Origin of the sequence: Campylobacter peloridis LMG 23910 (assembly GCF_000816785.1) — a bacterium.
Classification (GTDB): domain Bacteria; phylum Campylobacterota; class Campylobacteria; order Campylobacterales; family Campylobacteraceae; genus Campylobacter_D; species Campylobacter_D peloridis.
The window spans coordinates 1048147-1066117 of record NZ_CP007766.1; the positions used below are offsets into that span (position 1 = coordinate 1048147).

The 17971-nt window shown below is 28.3% G+C and carries 15 protein-coding genes; 12 read left to right on the plus strand and 3 right to left on the minus strand.

Going from position 1 to position 17971, the window contains the following annotated elements:
• Positions 1-50 precede the first annotated feature (50 nt).
• The 8 genes from CPEL_RS05165 to mnmH all read left to right on the plus strand — a co-directional run bounded on the left by CPEL_RS05165 (position 51) and on the right by mnmH (position 8891).
• Positions 51-3557: a 2-acylglycerophosphoethanolamine acyltransferase / acyl-acyl carrier protein synthetase gene (locus CPEL_RS05165; RefSeq protein ID WP_044598875.1), complete on the plus strand. Its 3507-nt coding sequence runs from the start codon at positions 51-53 to the stop codon at positions 3555-3557.
• A gap of 74 nt (positions 3558-3631) precedes the next feature.
• Complete coding sequence (locus CPEL_RS05170) at positions 3632-4576, plus strand: NAD(P)-binding domain-containing protein (protein ID WP_044598876.1); 945 nt, start codon at positions 3632-3634, stop codon at positions 4574-4576.
• Complete coding sequence (locus tag CPEL_RS05175; RefSeq protein WP_044598877.1) at positions 4570-5262, plus strand: tRNA1(Val) (adenine(37)-N6)-methyltransferase; 693 nt, start codon at positions 4570-4572, stop codon at positions 5260-5262. The genes CPEL_RS05170 and CPEL_RS05175 overlap by 7 nt, the downstream gene beginning before the upstream one ends.
• Positions 5252-5623: a YkgJ family cysteine cluster protein gene (locus tag CPEL_RS05180; protein WP_044598878.1), complete on the plus strand. Its 372-nt coding sequence runs from the start codon at positions 5252-5254 to the stop codon at positions 5621-5623. The genes CPEL_RS05175 and CPEL_RS05180 overlap by 11 nt, the downstream gene beginning before the upstream one ends.
• Positions 5599-6834 (plus strand): tetratricopeptide repeat protein, encoded by a 1236-nt coding sequence (locus CPEL_RS05185; protein ID WP_049984585.1) that lies wholly within the window; start codon positions 5599-5601, stop codon positions 6832-6834. Before CPEL_RS05180 ends, CPEL_RS05185 begins: the two co-directional genes overlap by 25 nt.
• Complete coding sequence (locus CPEL_RS05190) at positions 6819-7418, plus strand: beta/alpha barrel domain-containing protein (protein WP_049984586.1); 600 nt, start codon at positions 6819-6821, stop codon at positions 7416-7418. Before CPEL_RS05185 ends, CPEL_RS05190 begins: the two co-directional genes overlap by 16 nt.
• 2 nt (positions 7419-7420) lie before the next feature.
• Positions 7421-7909, plus strand: coding sequence for an HIT family hydrolase, FHIT branch (locus CPEL_RS05195; RefSeq protein WP_044598879.1), 489 nt, complete (start codon positions 7421-7423; stop codon positions 7907-7909).
• Positions 7902-8891 carry a tRNA 2-selenouridine(34) synthase MnmH gene (gene mnmH / locus CPEL_RS05200; protein WP_044598880.1) on the plus strand — a complete coding sequence of 330 codons (990 nt, stop codon included), beginning with the start codon at positions 7902-7904 and terminating at the stop codon, positions 8889-8891. The genes CPEL_RS05195 and mnmH overlap by 8 nt, the downstream gene beginning before the upstream one ends.
• On the opposite strand, the gene CPEL_RS05205 is transcribed toward mnmH, so the two are convergent.
• The 3 genes from CPEL_RS05205 to CPEL_RS05215 are packed head-to-tail and all read right to left on the minus strand — an operon-like array spanning position 8880 to position 12314.
• On the minus strand, positions 8880-10403 hold the full coding sequence (locus tag CPEL_RS05205; protein ID WP_044598881.1) for an inorganic phosphate transporter: 1524 nt from the start codon (positions 10401-10403) through the stop codon (positions 8880-8882). The genes mnmH and CPEL_RS05205 overlap by 12 nt on opposite strands.
• A 46-nt stretch (positions 10404-10449) precedes the next feature.
• Positions 10450-11550 (minus strand): 4-hydroxythreonine-4-phosphate dehydrogenase, encoded by a 1101-nt coding sequence (pdxA, locus tag CPEL_RS05210; protein WP_044598882.1) that lies wholly within the window; start codon positions 11548-11550, stop codon positions 10450-10452.
• On the minus strand, positions 11547-12314 hold the full coding sequence (locus tag CPEL_RS05215; RefSeq protein WP_044598883.1) for a pyridoxine 5'-phosphate synthase: 768 nt from the start codon (positions 12312-12314) through the stop codon (positions 11547-11549). Before CPEL_RS05215 ends, pdxA begins: the two co-directional genes overlap by 4 nt.
• A gap of 55 nt (positions 12315-12369) precedes the next feature.
• Here CPEL_RS05215 and CPEL_RS05220 point away from each other — a divergent pair, with 55 nt between their 5' ends.
• The 4 genes from CPEL_RS05220 (at position 12370) to CPEL_RS08770 (ending at position 17915) form a co-directional block, all read left to right on the plus strand.
• A complete protein-coding gene (locus CPEL_RS05220) occupies positions 12370-13335 on the plus strand; it encodes an exopolyphosphatase, Ppx/GppA family (protein ID WP_044598884.1) in 966 nt (321 codons plus the stop codon).
• Between the two features lie 10 nt (positions 13336-13345).
• A complete protein-coding gene (locus CPEL_RS05225; RefSeq protein ID WP_044598885.1) occupies positions 13346-13789 on the plus strand; it encodes a GatB/YqeY domain-containing protein in 444 nt (147 codons plus the stop codon).
• Entirely contained in the window at positions 13786-14442 is a 657-nt protein-coding gene (locus CPEL_RS05230) for a DNA/RNA endonuclease G (protein ID WP_044598886.1), read from the plus strand. The genes CPEL_RS05225 and CPEL_RS05230 overlap by 4 nt, the downstream gene beginning before the upstream one ends.
• A gap of 65 nt (positions 14443-14507) precedes the next feature.
• On the plus strand, positions 14508-17915 hold the full coding sequence (locus CPEL_RS08770; RefSeq protein ID WP_049984587.1) for a two-partner secretion domain-containing protein: 3408 nt from the start codon (positions 14508-14510) through the stop codon (positions 17913-17915).
• Positions 17916-17971: the final 56 nt, after the last annotated feature.

The following is a 17971-nucleotide window of genomic DNA, read 5'->3' on the forward strand; positions in this document are numbered from 1 at the left end:
TTAATTTTTTTATAATAAAATATTATTTTTAAATTTAAACGGAGTTTTTAATGCAAAGAAATTTTTTAAAGATTTTTGGCATATTGCCTTTTTTAACAATAGCTTTTATAAATGCTTTTGTAGATTTAGGACACAAAATCATCATACAAAATACCATTTATAAATTTTATGAAGATAATACTCAACTTTTATTAAGTGCTATTGTAAATGCTTTAATGCTTTTACCTTTTATATTGATGCTTTCACCTTCTGGATTTTTAGCAGATAAATTTCCAAAAAATAAAATCATGAAAATATCTGCATATTTTTCAGTAATATTAACTTGTATTATTTGCTTGTGCTATTATCTTGGAGCATTTTGGCTTGCATTTATTATGACTTTTATTATGGGAGTGCAATCTGCTTTATACTCACCTGCAAAATATGGTTATATAAAAGAACTAGTAGGAAAAGAGCTTTTAGCTATGGGAAATGGTGCAGTAAATGCAGTAAGCATAGTAGCTATTTTAGCGGGTATGGCTGTATTTTCTTTAAGCTTTGAAATACTTTTTGAATCAAATTTTAACACTCAAGCTGATATTTTACAGCAAATTGCACCTTTGGGTTTTATATTAATCGCTTTTGCTTTGTTAGAGCTTTATTTAACTTACAAACTTCCAAATTTAAAAGAAGAAGATAAAAATTTAAGCTTTGATAAAAAACAATATTTTCAAGGAAAACTTTTAGCCTCAAATTTAAATACAATTTTTTCACATAAAATCATTTGGCTTTGTATTGTTGGAATTTCATTGTTTTGGGCCATATCACAACTTTATTTAGTAATCTTTCCTGTATATGCAAAAAATGATCTTTTTATAGAAAATACCTTTTATGTGCAATGCTCTTTAGCTTTTTCTGGTATAGGAGTGATTTTAGGTTCGATTATTGCGGGTAAATTTTCTAAAAACTATATAGAATTAGGTCTGATACCATTAGGAGCTTTAGGAATTTTTCTAATGAGTATTTTAATGCCATTTTTAGAAAACTTACTAAGCTATAGTGTAGTATTTTTCATTTTTGGTTTATGTGGAGCATTTTTTATCATACCATTAAATTCTCTTATACAATTTCATGCCAAAGAAAATGAACTAGGAAAAGTCTTAGCAGGAAATAACTTCATACAAAATATTTTTATGTTAGGATTTTTAGCACTGGCTACTTTTGCAGCTTATGCTAAACTTGATGTAATTAATTTGTTTTATTTTATTATTTTAGTAGCCTTTTTTGGTAGTTTATATGTTCTTGTTAAACTACCTTTTTCATTGGTGCGTTTGCTAATGAGCGTAGCTTTTTTTCAACGCTATCGTTTATTAGTAGAAGGGTTTGAAAATATCCCTGAAAAAGGCGGAGCATTATTGCTGGGTAATCATATATCTTTTATAGATTGGGCCATAGTGCAAATGGCTATACCAAGAAAAATATATTTTGTTATGGAAAAAAGTATTTATTCTAAATGGTATATTAAAATTTTTCTTGATAAATTTGGAGTTATTCCAGTTTCAAGTGCTTCTAGCAAATCAAGCTTAGAACTTATTGCTATACATATAAAAAATGGAAATTTAGTTTGTCTTTTTCCAGAAGGTGTGCTTTCACGCCACGGACAATTAAATGAATTTAAAGGTGGATTTGAACTAGTTTGCTCAAAATTAGAAGATCAAGATGGAGTAATTTTACCTTTTTACATTAGAGGGCTTTGGGGAAGTGCTTTTTCAAGAAGCGATGAAGAATTTTCAGCAAGAAATCGTAAAATAAGTAAAAGAAAAATCGCTATTGCTTTTGGAAAAAGCTTACCAATACACACTAAAAAAGAGATTGTTAAAGCAAAGGTGTTTGAACTTTCTTTCATTGCTTGGAAATCCCAATGCGAAAGTATGCATACTATTGCTAGAGCTTGGATAGATAGTGCAAAAAGAAATTTAAGTCAAATAGCTATTGTTGATCCTTTAATAGGCGGTATTACTTATAGAAAAATGCTTGCTTTAAGTTTAGTTTTTAGTTCTTTTATAAAAAATAAATCACATGAGCTAAATATCCAACCAACCCAAGGAAATTATGCTCCAAAAGAAGAATGTGTAGGAATTTTACTTCCTGCTTCCATGGCTAGCTCACTTTGCAATTTAAGTGTATTGCTAGCAAATAAAATAGTAGTTAATCTAAATTTCACAGCAGGAACAAAGGCAATCAACCAAGCCATAGAAAATTCTCAAATTCATCAAATTTACACTTCTAGAAAATTTATAGAAAAATTAGAAAGCAAAGGTATAAAATTAGATTTTAAACCTCATATTAGGCTTCTTTTTATGGAAGATATTATCACAAGTTTTAAAAAACAAAAACTTAAAATCTTTTCCATGCTTGCTTTAGTAAGCATTTTACCTACTTGTTTAATAAAAGCACTATTTGCACCTAATAAACAAAATCTTGCCATAGCTGCTATTTTATTTAGTAGCGGTAGTGAAGGTATGCCAAAAGGAGTAATGTTAAATAACCGCAATATCTTAAGCAATATAGCTCAAATTTCAGATGTATTGTGTGCAAAAAATGAAGATGTTGTTTTGTCCTCTTTACCACCTTTTCATGCTTTTGGATTAACCGTAACTACCTTTATGCCTTTATTAGAAGGGATTAAAAGCGTAACACATGCTGATCCAACAGATGCACTAGGGGTTGCAAAAGCCATAGTAAAAAATAATGTTAGCATTATGTGTGCTACTTCAACTTTTTTAGGTATTTATGCAAGAAATAAAAAATTAGATGCGATTATGTTTGAAAGTTTAAGAATCATCGTTTCAGGTGCTGAAAAACTCAAAAGCGAAGTAAGATCTGCTTTTGAAATGAAATTTAAAAAGCCTATTTTTGAAGGATACGGAGCTACTGAAACCACCCCTGTTGCAAGTGTAAATTTACCAAATAAATTTGATCCTGATTATTGGATTTTGCATCGTGCAAATAAAGAAGGTAGTGTGGGTATGCCTTTACCTGGAAGTGCTATACGCATAGTAGATCCATCTACTTATGAAAGTTTAAATCACAAAGAAGATGGATTGATACTCATTGGTGGTCATCAAGTTATGGTAGGTTACTTAAACAATAAAGAAAAAACCGATGAAGTTATTAAAGAAATCGATGGCATACGCTGGTATAATACCGGCGACAAAGGCCATGTAGATGAAGATGGTTTTTTGTATATAGTGGATCGTTATTCTCGTTTTGCAAAAATTGGCGGAGAGATGATATCTTTAGGAGCCTTAGAAGAAGAAATTGCTAAATTTATCAACACAGAAGTAGTGAAATTTTGTGCCATAGCTTTAGAAGATGAGAAAAAAGGTGAAATGGTATGCTTATTGGTAGAATGCCAAGAGCAAGATTTTGAAGGAATTTGCGAAGCAATTAAAAATTCCAATATGCCTGCGATTTTCAAGCCAAGCAAATATTTTAAAGTAGATCAAATTCCACTTTTAGGTTCTGGTAAAGTGGATTTAAAAGGGGCTAAGGATTTAGCTAAAAATTTAATATAATTTTTAGTATTTGATATTTATTATTATTTTTTTGCTACATTTACGCATTAAAATATTTTAAAAAAAGGGAAATAATGAAAGTTTTTGATATGGTAGTTATTGGTGCTGGTCCTGCGGGTATTGCAGCAGGAGTAGAGGCTAAGTTAAAAAATAAAGAAGTTATAGTTTTGGAAAAAGCTGATGCAATCTGTCAAACCTTAGTGAAATTTTATAAAGAAGGTAAAAGAGTTGATAAAGCTTATAAGGGTTGTGATAGCACAAATTATGGGCATATAAATTTTGAAGATGGAACTAGAGAAAGCACTATAGAAACTTTTCAAAACGCCATCAAAGAGCACAATCTTGAAGTAAAACTTTCTAGTGAAGTTGAAAGTGTAAAAAAAGATGGAGAAAATTTCATAGTTAGCACTGCAAATGAAAATTATATTTGCAAAAATGCAGTAATTGCTATAGGTAGAATGGGTAAACCAAACAAGCCAAGTTATACCTTACCTATAACCTTAACCAAAATTATAAATTTTAATGCAAACTCAGCAAGTCAAGGCGAAAAAATCTTAGTTGTAGGTGGTGGAAATTCAGCAGCAGAATATGCTATAGATTTAGCTAAAAATAATGATGTGACGCTTTGCTATAGAAGAGAGACTTTCTCAAGATTAAACGATATCAATCTTAGTGATATTCAAAAAGCTTTTGAAGAAGGTAGCGTAAAAGCAAAACTTGGCATAGATATAACTAGCATTGAAGATGAAAATGGTAAAGCTAAAGTAAATTTTACTAATGATACAAATGAAATTTATGATCGTATAATTTATGCTATTGGTGGTTCAACTCCACTTGATTTTTTACAAAAATGCTCTATAGAAGTAGATGAAAAAGGTGTGCCAAGCTTTGATGAAAATAAAGAAAGTAATGTAAAAGGATTATTTGTAGCTGGAGATATAGCGAGTAAAAATGGAGCTTCTATAGTTGTTGGTTTAAATGATTCTTTTAAAATTTGTGATTATCTTTATAAATGCTAAAACTCTTTCAAAACAAAAAAGGCTATCGCTACAATAATGATAGTCTTTTACTTTTTGACTTTTTATCTCAGCAAAATTTAAAAGGAAATATTTTAGATATAGGTTGTGGTTGTGGAATTTTAGGACTTTTAGTAAAGCAAAAATTTCCAAAAACTAAAGTTTTTTTGCTTGATATCCAAGAACAAAACATTAATCTTACTAACAAAAACGCCAAAGAAAACAACCTTGAGATTCAAAGCTTTTGCGAAAATTTTTTAAATTATACAAGTAAAATTAAATTTGATGTTTTAATTTCTAATCCTCCATTTTATAAAAAAAATACACAAAAAAGTCAAGATTTGCATTTGTGTATTTCAAGATATCAAGAATTTATGCCTCTTGAAAAAATGCTAGCTAAAGTTAATTCTTTGATTAAGCCAAATGGTGATTTTTTTATGTGTTATGATGCTAGTTTTTTAGATGAAATTTGTTCTTATTTATCACAATTTAAACTTAAATTGATAAAGCTTCAATGCGTTCATACTAATACACAAAAAAACGCTAGAATTGTTTTAATGCATATTAAAAAAAATAGCAAAAGTCCATGCACAATTATGCCTACACTTTTTATGTATAATCAAAATATTTTAAATCCAAAAATTGATGAAATTTATAAAACTACAGGAACTATGAGTTATGATATATAAAAAAGACTATGATTTTTCTTTTGATGAAAATGCATGTCAAAAATGTGGCGGACGATGTTGCACTGGAGAAAGTGGATATATCTATGCTAGCAAAGAAGAGCTAGAGAATATAGCTAATTTTTTAAATTTAAGCTTTGAAGCTTTTAAAAACCAATACCTTATAAAAGTAGGATTTAAGTATAGCCTTAAAGAAGTGAAGTATGAAAATGGTTATCGTTGTGTTTTTTTTGATACAATGTATAAAAAATGTTTAATTTATCAGTATAGGCCAAAACAATGCAAAACCTTTCCATTTTGGGAATACTTTAAAACACACAAAGAGGAGCTAAAAAAAGAATGCATAGGGGTTTGTTTTCATTAATTATATTTTTTATTTTAACTAATCTTGCCTTAGCAAAAAACGAGGATAAAATCTTACAAGCACTTATTTATGAAGAGTATGGACAATTCCAGCAAGCTTGCGATATTTACACTAGCTTATTCAAAGAAAGCAATGAAAGTGTTTATCTGCAAAAAGCTTTATTTTTATCATTAAGCAATGATTTAAAACAAAAACAAGAACTCTTAAAATTATCAGATGATTTTTTAAATTTAACATCTATTGCAAGATTGCACGCTTTATATGCTTTTGAACAAGGAGACTATCAAAAAGCTGAGGATCTTGTGTTTAAACTCATAAACAAAGAAAAAGATTATAGAAATTATGAATTATTGGGTGATATTTATGCAAAAAAAGGTTTGTTTAATAAAGCCTTGCAGCAGTATAATCAAGCGTATAAAATATTTGCTTATGAGCATTTATTGCTAAAAATTGTCCAACTTCATATAAGAAATAATGAAATAAACAAAGCCAAAATTGCTTTAGAAGATTTTAATAAAAATTTTGGATGTACTTTAAAAACTTGCACTTTACTTTTAAAAATTTATCAAGAGCAAAACGATAATAAAGCAAGTATTAATACCCTTAAAAAATTATACACCCTTAACAATGATATAAAATACATCTATGCTATCATTGAACTTTTAATTCAGCAAAAAGATTATGAGCAAGCTTTAAAAATAACACAAGATTATAACATAGACGCAGATACAAAAATTTTTCTATACACTCAAACGAAAAATTATAAAAAAGCTTATGATTTAGCTCTTAAACATTATGAACTTAGTAAAAACAAAAAATACCTAGCTATGGCAGGAATTTTAGAATTTGAAATCTACACCAACCCTAAAAGTAAAAGAATTGATGATAAACAAAGACTAATTTCTATTTTAAGCAAATTTGAACAAAGTGTAGATATTCGCAGTGATGCTTTGTATCAAAACTACTATGGTTATGCTTTAATTGATTATGATATAGATATTGCAAAAGGTATAGAATTAGTCAATTGGGCATTAGAACAAGAACCTGATAATCTTTATTATCTTGATTCTCTTGCTTGGGGGTATTATAAATTAAAAGATTGCAAAAAAGCTTATGAAATTTTACAAAAAACTTTACATGATAAAGAATTTTCAAATTCAGATGAAAGCAAAGCACATCTAAAGGCTATTAAAAAATGTTTGAAAAAATAAATTTAGAACAATATTTTTTAAAAACACAAAAAATTCTTGAAGAAAAGAAAGCCTTATTTTCTTATGATATGCTAGGTAGAAGCTTAGCCTCTAATGCTTTTTACCCTAAAGACATTTACAAACTTTTATTAGAACAAAAACTTTCTATTTTATTTTATGCTAAAAATTTAGATTTTAACAAAAAAGACTTTGATGGCATTATCTTACCAACAAGTCCTTTAGAAAAACAAGATATACAAAATTTAAGTTTTTTTAGGCGTTACCATGAAAAACCTCTTATACAATTTGATTTTATTTTTGATGAATACCAAATTTTAGAAAGTTTAGTTTATGGTGCTGATGCTTTTATTATTTTTCCTAAAATGCTAAAAATTTTACAATTGAAAAAATTATATAATTTTGCTATACATCTTGGTTTAGAAGCAATTTTTTATGTTGAAAGTAAAAAAGATATAAACAATGCTATTTTAGCTGGAGCTAGAATTTTTCTTATTGAAGATGAAAAACTTCTACCTTTGATTCCAAAAAATAAAGCTCTTATTAGTAAAAGTATTCAAAATTTACACTCTTATGTAAAGGAATAACCATGGAGTATTTATACGCACCTTGGAGAGATGTTTATTTTAGCAATAAAGACAAAGATTTTTGCCCATTTTGTCATTGTGTGCAAAATTTAAACGAAGATGAAAAACTTGGAGTGATTTTTAGAGCTAAACAATGTTTTGGCATTATGAATAAATACCCCTATAGTCCAGGGCATTTTATGATCATTCCCTATAAACACTTAGAAAATATAGAAGATTTAGAAAGCGATATTTGGCTTGAAATTAGTCATTTTGTGCAAATTGGAGTAAAAATTTTAAAACAAGAATTTCAAGCTAAAGGTGTAAATATAGGTATGAATTTAGGCAGTGCAGCAGGTGCTGGTATAGCACCTCATTGTCATTATCATTTAATACCAAGATGGGCTGGTGATACAAATTTTATCACTACTATAGGACAAACAAGGGTTTGTGGGAGTGATTTAGGAAAAATTTATACAACCTTATATAAAGCCTTTAAACAATATGTATAAAGAAGTTGATTTTCAAAAATTTTTAACTTATGATTTTGAACTTTTAATAGACGCAAGAAGCCCTAGAGAATATACTCATGCTCATATAAAAAATGCTAAAAATTATTATGCTTTGAATGATGATGAATTCGAAGAAATAGGCACACTTTATAAGAAAAATAAAGGCTTAGCTAAGATAAAAGGTGCAAGCTATATATGTAAAAATATGAGTTATCATATTAATACAATTTATAATGCTTATAAAATAGGTTCTTTAGTTGGAATTTATTGTGCTAGAGGCGGAAAAAGATCCAAAGCTATTGCTTTGATTTTAGCTGAATTAGGATATAGAGTTGTTAGGTTAGAAGGTGGTTATAAAGCATATAGAAGCTATGTTAGTGCATTTTTTCAAAAAGAATTGAAAATTGATTTTTTATGCCTTTGTGGAAATACAGCAAGTGGCAAAAGTGAGCTTATTGATTCTTTACCTTATGCTTTAAATTTAGAAAAGCTGGCTAATCATCAGGGTTCAAGTTTTGGCAAAATTTATGGCAAGCAACCTAGCCAAAAAGCATTTGAGGATGAGTTGTTTTATTTTTTAAAAAATTATTCTTATAAGATTTGTTTTATAGAAGCAGAAAGCAGACAAATAGGAAATTTAACCCTACCTCTTAACTTATATAATGCAATGCAAAAAGGTAGAAAAATATGGTGTGAGTGTGCTCTAAATTTACGCGTTGAAAGGATTTTAAAAATTTATGCACATATTGAAAAATCTTATTTTTACGAATGTGTAGAAAAAATTAGTCCTTATATAAGTAAAGATTTTAAAACAATACTTTGTCAAAATTATGAAAATAATGATTTAAAATCTTGTGTTTTAATGCTTATAAAATACTACGATAGAGTATATAAAAAACCACAAAAAATTGATTTTTATCTTAATAATGATAATCCAAAGCAAGCAAAAGAAAAGCTTGTAAAATTAATTTTACAAGCCTAAAAAATTAATAAAGAAAATAAAAATAATACTCGAAAGCACTCCTGCTACTGGTAAAGTAATCACCCAAGCTAAACCAATAGGCTTCATCATAGCCCACTTAGCATCTTTATTAAATAAACCTATACCCAAAATAGCACCGATTAAAATATGCGTTGAACTAACTGGAATTCCAAGTTGAGTGGCTAAAAGTATAACAATACTTGCACCAAGTTCAGCACTAAAACCTGTAGTTGGCTTAATTTCAGCAAGTTTTGAACCAACGGTTTGAATAACCTCTTTACCCAAAAACCAAAGTCCTACCACTAAAGCTATACCAAACATCAGCATTACAGCAAAAGGCACAGGGGAATTTGGATTAATGGTATTATTTTTAAGTACATCTAAAATCGCAGCAAAAGGCCCAAGAGCGTTGGCTATATCATTTGCTCCATGTGAAAAAGCAAAACTTGAAGCAGTAAAAATTTGAAACCAAGAAAATATTTTTTCTATGGTTTTATTAACCTGTGTTTTTTTCATAAGTCTTACCACTGCTAAGGTTACTATATAAGCAAAAATAGTTATAATAGAAACTATCCATAAATTTTGCATTAAATCCAAAGTAGAAACATTGTTTAAGCCCTTAAATAAAAACATAGAAGCTATAATCAAAGCCCCAATAGCAGCAATCAAAGGAACATGAAATTTCATTTTAGAAAAAACATCAATACTTTTTTCTTTTTCTTTTAATTCTTTGATTTTTAACTTATAAGCACTTTTATTTTCCTCATCATCTAAAACAATAGCACTTAATTCTTTGATTTGCTCTTCATGGGTTTTATTTTTTAAATTTAAAAAATATTCTTCTTTAAAAGTCTTTTTTTCAGCCTTAATTGCTTTCACTTTTAAACTAATTTCTTCAGAAGGTTTTAAAATCTTTTTATAAATATAAGCATAAATTAAATATGCTACAATCCCCCCAAGCAAAGGAGAAATCACCCAACTCATAGCAATTTTATAAATGCCATTCCAATTTACCATAGAAAAAGCTTGTTCTTTATCAAAAAACATAAATCCCATAGCAATGCTTGAACCTACTATACCTCCTATAATACTATGCGTTGTAGAAACAGGTAAACCTTTTTTACTTGCAATAAAAAGCCAAATTCCTGAACTTAGCAAAGCCGAAAGCATAACGCAAACAAAAACCATAGGATCAACCCCATCAGGCAAAACAACTATACCGCTTCTAATGGTATTAGTTACCTCACCACCGGCAAACACAGCACCACTTAATTCAAACACAGCAGCGATAATCAAAGCTTGTTTAATGGTAACTGTTTTAGCACCAACGCTAGTTCCAAAAGAATTTGCAACATCATTTCCGCCTACATTAAAGGCCATAAAAATTCCAAAAACACTTGCAAGAACAAATAAAACCATGGAATTATCAGGGATGTAATTATACCCCCAAACAAAAAAGCACAAAACACTCACAATAAAAATAAAAAATGCAATAGCATTATCTCTACTCAAGTATTCTCCTTAAGAATTTATTTTGAGAATATCATTTTAATAACTTTTACTTATTTTTTTCTTTGATTTTTGCAAAATTTATAGCCGCATTAGCTGCTTGCATATAACTTTGCAAATTGATATTTTCATTTTTATAAGCTTTATCATAAGCTGTTCCATGATCTACACTTGTGCGGATAATTGGTAAATTCAAACTTACATTTATACTCTCATCAAAATACAAAGCCTTTAAAGGTGCTAAAGCAAGATCATGATACATACTTACTAAATACTTACACTTGCTTAAAGAAAAAGGTGTAAAAGCACTATCAGCCACTAAAGGCTGGCTTAAAAAAACATCTTTTTTATGAGCTAATTCTGCTTCTTTTTGCTTTAAAAAAGAAATATCTTCTAAATTTAGCAAGGATAAATTTTCATCTTTTAAAAATACATTTGCCATTTTTATGGCTTTTTTTATTTCTATTTCTTCTTCTCCGCCAATAACCCCATCATCACTTGCATGGGGATTAAAACTTAAAACTCCTATATTTTCAAACAAAGTGCATTTGTAAAAATTTATTAAAAATTGAGCTAGTTTTAAGGCTTTAATGTGTTTATAAACCTCTCTTAAAGCTATATGTTCAGTATATAAAGCCACAAAAAGTTTTTCACAACCAAGCATCATAATAGCATCTTGTTTAAAAAAATCCCTCAAAGCCTCAGTATGCCCTTTATATTCTATGCCTGCCATTTGCCAAGTTTTTTTATTTATAGGCAAGGTTAATAAAGCATCTAAAAATAAATACGCACAATAACTAGCTGCTTGAAAACTTAAAAAAGAATACATCCCACTTTTTGCATCTAAATTAGCAGGATTTAACTCAAATTTATAATCAAACTCATAATTTAATTTATGAGAAAAAGTATAAATTACAAAATCCTCTTTTTCTTCTTTAAAGCTAAAATTTTCTTGCTCGCAATTTACAAATTCAACTAAATTCATTTTAGCTTTTGGTTTTAAATTTAAAAGTTTGCTTGCTTTTTTGATTAAATCATAATGCACAAAATAATACGGCTTGCAAATCTTTACTAACTCATCATGAGAAGCTAATAAAATTTGCATGCCTATGCCATTTATATCCCCTATACTAATAGCAATTTTTTTCATCTTTTAATCAAAGCTTTCATTTGCAATATAGCTTTTTCTAAGCCCACAAAAACTGATCTTGCTACTATACTTTGTCCTATATTTAACTCTTTGATTTCTAAGATATCTACGATATTTTTTACATTTTTATAATTAAGCCCATGTCCAGCAGCCACTTCTAAATTCAAGCTTTTAGCTAAATTTGCACTTTGTTTTAGTCTTTGTAGTTCATTTTCTAAAAGCTTTTTGAGTTCATTTTTACTTAAAATTAATTCAGGCAATGCATAAGGAGTTTGATTGATATTAGTATATAAAGCATTATAAACATTAGCATAAAAGCCTGTATGAAGTTCTACAAAATCAGCATTTAAAGCAGATGATTTTTCAATGTCTTTTAAATTAGGATCAACAAACAAAGAAACCTCAATTTGCTCTTTTTTCAAAGCATTAATGGCTTCTTTTAGTTTTTCATTCTCAAGATTAAGCCCGCCTTCTGTTGTAAGCTCTTGCCTTTTTTCAGGCACTAAAGTAACGCGTGAAGGTTTGTATTTTATAGCATATTCTATCATATCTATAGAACACTCAAGATTTACTATACACTTGCAGTATTTTAAAATATTTTCTAAGTCAAATTCATTAGCATGGCGACGATCTTCTCTTACATGGATAGTGATTTGATCAGCTAAATTTGCACTCAAAATCGCAGCTTCTAATAAATCTGGATCATTTACTTTTCTAGCTTCTCTTAAAACCGCAATATGATCGATATTAACCCCTAAAAGCATAAGTTTTCCTTATAAAATTTTTAGCTATTATACTTTATTTTTTTAAGGAGAGCTAGTGCTAGGTATTGATATAGGCTCAAATACCCTAAGAGCTGTTTTGATGGATGAGAATTTAAACAAATTAAAAAGCGAGGAATTTATCATCGCTGCTGCTAAAAATATGCAAAATGATTTAATTAGTGATGAAGCGGTGCAAAGATTATTTAATGCTTTAAAAAATTTACAAGAAAAAAATTATGATTTAAGCAAAGCTATGGCAGTTGCTACAGCTGCTTTTAGAAAGGCAAAAAATAGCTATAGCATTTTTGAAAAAATCGAAAAAGAATTCAAACTCAAAGTAAAGATTATCGATGCAAAAACCGAAGCAAAATTAAGCGTTTTGGGTATGCAAGAGCGACTAAAGAGCTTAAGTCTTTTTAGAAAAAATTTAAGCTATTGTGATTTAGGGGGTGCTTCATGCGAAATTTCAAATGATGATTTTAGCAAAAGCTATGATTTTGGCATTATTAGTTTTTATGAAAGAATGCATTTTAAAAATTTAAAACCAAATGCTTATGTAAAACTTTTTAAAAAATATCCAAAAAATCTTTCTATCATTAAAGATAAAAAATTAAAAATTCATCTTAGCCCCTACCCTATGCATTTAAAACAGCTTGCTTTAAATGCTTTTAATATCACTGAAAATATTAAAAAACATTTAAAAGGAAATTTCTTTGTGTTAAATTCAGGCGTTCCAACTACACTTTGTGCTTACAAACAAGGCATAAAATACAAAGACTATCTAGAAGAAAGCGTAAATGGAAAAATACTTCACCAAAAAGATTTTTTTAATTTTGCATTAAAAATTTGGAATTTAGAACAAAAAAAAGCTAAAATTTATCTTGGTGAAAATAGAAAAAAATACCTCATAGCAGGTTCAATGATACTTTTTGCTTTATTTAGCAAACAAAAACTGATAGTTATTGATGATGGTGTTAGAGAAGGTGTGTGTATAGCACATTTTAAAAATATCCAATTTTAAAGGAGAAAAAATGAGTTTAAAAGATCAAATTTTAGAAGATATAAAAGAAGCTATGCGTAGTAAAGACGACTTTAAAAGAAATACTTTAAGAACACTCAATGCTTGTTTTAAACAAATCGAAGTTGATGAGAGAATAACGCTTGATAATGAAAGAATTTATAAAATCATTGCAAGTGAAATCAAAAAAAGAAACGAAGCAGCTTTAGCTTTTAGCAAAGGTGCTAGAGAAGATTTAGCACAAAAAGAACTCCAAGAAGTAGCTATATTAAGTGCATATTTACCTAAACAATTAAGCGATGAAGAATTAGAAAATGAATTAAAAAAGCTTATAGAAAAATTGCAAATTCAATCCCTAAAAGAGCAAGGAATTTTAATGAAAGAAGCTAAAATGGCTTTTGGAGCAAGTGTTGATGGCAAAAGACTTAACGAAATGGTAAGGAAACTTTTAGCATGAAAAAAATTTTATTGCTTTGCTTTTTTGTGTTTAATGCCTTTGCTTATACACAATATGAATTGCACCCTAGTTTTAAAAAATACTTTCAAGAGTGCTCTTTGCTTATGGATAAGTATTATTATATCAATTGTTATGATTATAATTACAAAGGCACTAAGGCTATAGCTTATAAACTAGAAGCTGAAATTTTAAATCAAGGCCATATCAAAAAACGCCCAAGATTTTCAGAAGATACAAACATAGCTAAAAAATACCGCACTTACTGGGAGGATTATTTAAGAAGTGGGTATACAAGAGGGCATGTTGTGCCTAATCAATCCATGAATGCAACCAAGCAAGCTCAACTTAGCACTTTTTTAATGAGCAATATCACTCCACAAAAAAAAGAAATCAACGCTAAAATTTGGAATGAAATCGAACAAAGAGAAAGGTATTTAGCAAAAAAATACAAAGAACTTGAAGTTTTAAATTTAATCATTTATGAACAAAATCCAAAACGCATAAAAAACAATATCGCTATACCTAGTTTTTATGTAAAAATTTTAAAAGCTAAAAACTATACAGAGTGCTATAAAGTGCCAAATAACGATAATTTTGCTGAATTTAATCGCAATTATTTTAAACAAGATTGTAAAAATTATATAAATTATTAATTTTAAGTATTTTTTTATAAATATAATATTAACATACATAAATTTTTTCAAACAAAGGATTTATTATGGCAGTATTTTCTCCACGGGGGGGGGGATCGAATAATTTTGATTTAACTCCTTCTAAAAAACTAACTAATCACATCTTACTTTCAAGTATAGTTGCTTCATTACTTTTTTCACCTGCATTTGCCTTACCAAGTGGTGGTAAATTTACTCATGGCACAAGTGGAACTATAAATGTCAGTGGTAATAATATGCATATAAATGGTAATAAAGTTAATTCTGTTATCCAATGGGGTGGTGGTTTTAATATAAATAAAGGTGAAAGTGTAAATTTTGGTGGTAATAGTAAAAACTATTTAAACATAGCTCATGGAACAAATAAATCTACCATAGCAGGTGTATTAAATGCAAGTGGTAATAATGTATTTTTAATCAATCCTAATGGAGTAATCATTACTAAAACAGGTAATATCAATGCTAATCGCTTTGTAGCTTCTACTTCATCGATGGATAGTAAGGCTATGCAAGAATTTGCTAATATGAAAACCTTTAATGATGGTTTAGCTTTCTCTCCTGTATTTAAACCAAACCCTAAAGGTGGTAATGTAATTAATATGGGTAATATCAATGCAAATGATGTTACCTTACAAGGTAATAAAGTATTATTGCAAGCTGAAACTAGTTTAGATAAAGATACTAATAATATCAAACTAAATCAAATTACAACTGATAATCTTACTATAAAAGCTAATGAAGCATATGTGGATGTTGCAACAACTAAAACAAATAAAATAAATATCACAGCAAACAAAGGAAATGCATATTTGAGTGCTACTGGGTATTATTATAATCCTAAAAGACAATATAATGAGTTTAATTCTATTAATAATAAAATCAATAAAACATATAATCAATTTATCAGCATAGGTTCTGATGTAGACTGGTGGCATTTTGCTAAAGGCTGGAATGAAAGTAATGATTTTAGAACCATTGCAAGTGAATATAGACTAATCAATGATATAAATTTCAATGCTAATTGCAAAAATGGAATATGCACTGGACAAAATTATGCAAATTATTGGGTAGATTTAAACGCAGATGGCATAAAACAAGATAATGAATTTACCAGTATGATTGTGGGTGAAGATTATAATAGTGAGTTTAGTAAAAACTTTGATGGGCAAGGATATACACTTAAAAATATAAATATAGATACGACGAAATTGGATAATACATATTATGCAGGAATATTTGGAGACGCTAGAAATGCTACTTTTAAAAATATAAATGTTGATTATATGGGTGGGAGTGTGATTGGTTATTATGCAGCAGGTTTTATAGCAAGTTCTTCAGATTCTAAATTCTATAATATGAAAATATCTAACATAGGATTAATTCAAGCAAGACATAGATCTGGTGGGTTTATAGCAGATGCTTATAGAGGAGCTTATTATAATATACATATAAATAATATAAAAGAGATAAGTGGTAAAGCTGCATCTGGTGGATTTGTTGGATTTTACAGCCAACCTGATAGTAACTATAAAGATAATGTATATTTTCAAGACATATATATTGATAATATTAACACAATAAGAGATGAAGACGGACATGCTGGTGGATTTGCTGGAGATTTGTATAGTATATATGCTGGTAGAACTATATTAAAAAATATATATATTAATAATATTAATAGTATTTTTGCTTCTGGTGATTATGGCATTTATGGTGGAAAAGATAACACTGCTAAGGCTGGTGGGTTTGTTGGCAGCATAGGGCTTTATGGTGGAGGTGCATATGATATATTTAATGTAAGCATTAATAATATAGGAACTATAAAAAGTTTAGGAAAAATTACTGCAACAGGTGGTTTTGCTGGAGAATTATTAGGAGGTGGTGCTAAATTTGAAAATATATCTTTAAATAATATTAAAAATATTATAAGTGAAAATAACAACAAAGATAGTTTAGGTAGGAGTGCTTCATCTGGTGGTTTTGCTGGATATATTACTGGAGGATATTTTAATAATATTTCTTTAAATAATATAGGCACTATTAAAAGTATTAAAACTGATACAAGTCATAAAGAGGTTGGTATATATAGTGGAGGTTTTGTAGGTTTTTTAACATATAGAGCTAATATTAATAATATTTTTATGTTTATGGATCAAGGAGCTAGTATACTTGCTAGTGGTGGATCAGAAAGTTTATCTGGTAAATTTTTTGGAATGATAAAAGAAGTTTCAGATTTTGGTATTAATTTCTCTAACATCAACATTTACCACCATGAAAATGATTTAACCAATGCAACAGCTGATCAAGCTTATTGGAAAAATAATCTTATAAATTTTAATGCTAATATCAATGGTGAAATCAACATCCACACTTACACAGATAAAACCCAAGGCTACACTGATTTTAAAAAACAAGCTTTAACTATAGATGGTTTAAAGGAAATTGATTGTGATAATGGTAAAAAATGTTTGATTTTTACTACAGATTTTGATATAGAAAAACCAACTATTACTAGTCCTATTCCTAATCTAGATTCAATTCTTAATGAAAAACCTACTCTAAATAAAGATGATTTAATCTCTAATGCAGTATGGAATGATTATATTATTAAAGATATTGATAAGATTAAATATGTTATCAATATTAGATTGTTAGATAAATTGCTAAAAGAATATAAAACTTTAGCCAATAAAACAGAAGATGAACAAGTTAAATTTATCACAGCTTATTTAGGTGTTAAAGAAAATGATGCTAGAGCTTTATTGCAAAGTTTAAGTTTTTTAAATGCTTATAAAGATCATGATATAAATAAAGCTCAATTTGAAAATAATGCAAAAAAAGATTTTGAGCAATCCTTTAAAAAAGCAGATGATAAAATCAAAGACTTTAACAAAAACAAAAACTTATGGCATACTAAATTAGACAAACTAAATAAAGAAGTAGTTTCTTTGGGTTTAGATATAGAAAAACAATTAGAACAAAATCAAGCTAAACTTAAAAGATTTATAAAAGCTTATAATGAATTTTTAACCTTAATAGACAAAGGTATAAAAAATGAAAATGATCCTGCTTTTATAGCTATAAAAAATAATATAAAAGAACTAGACAAAGAAGCAAAACTACTTTATGCTAAATTATCTATACAAGAAAATAATCTTCAAATTTTTAAAGATAAAAACAATAACAATAAAGTTATAGTAATAGGAAAATTCAATACATCTTTAATAAATACTCCTAATGTAGACAAACCAACCCAAGGTGGTGGTATTGAAAATGATGATTATCAAAAACTATCACGCCAAATAGCTAGTTCTCAAAAACAAACACCTACTTTTAAATACGAAGAAGAAGAAACCCAAGAAATAGAAGAAGCAGCTATTACTCAAAGAGCTAGAACTTGTATAGTAAGTGATAATTTTAAAACTATGAATCCTTGTGTGGTTGGAAGTTATTAAATACATACTCAGAAAGAAAAACTTTCTGAGTATTATTGAATAGTTATTTTTTAAAT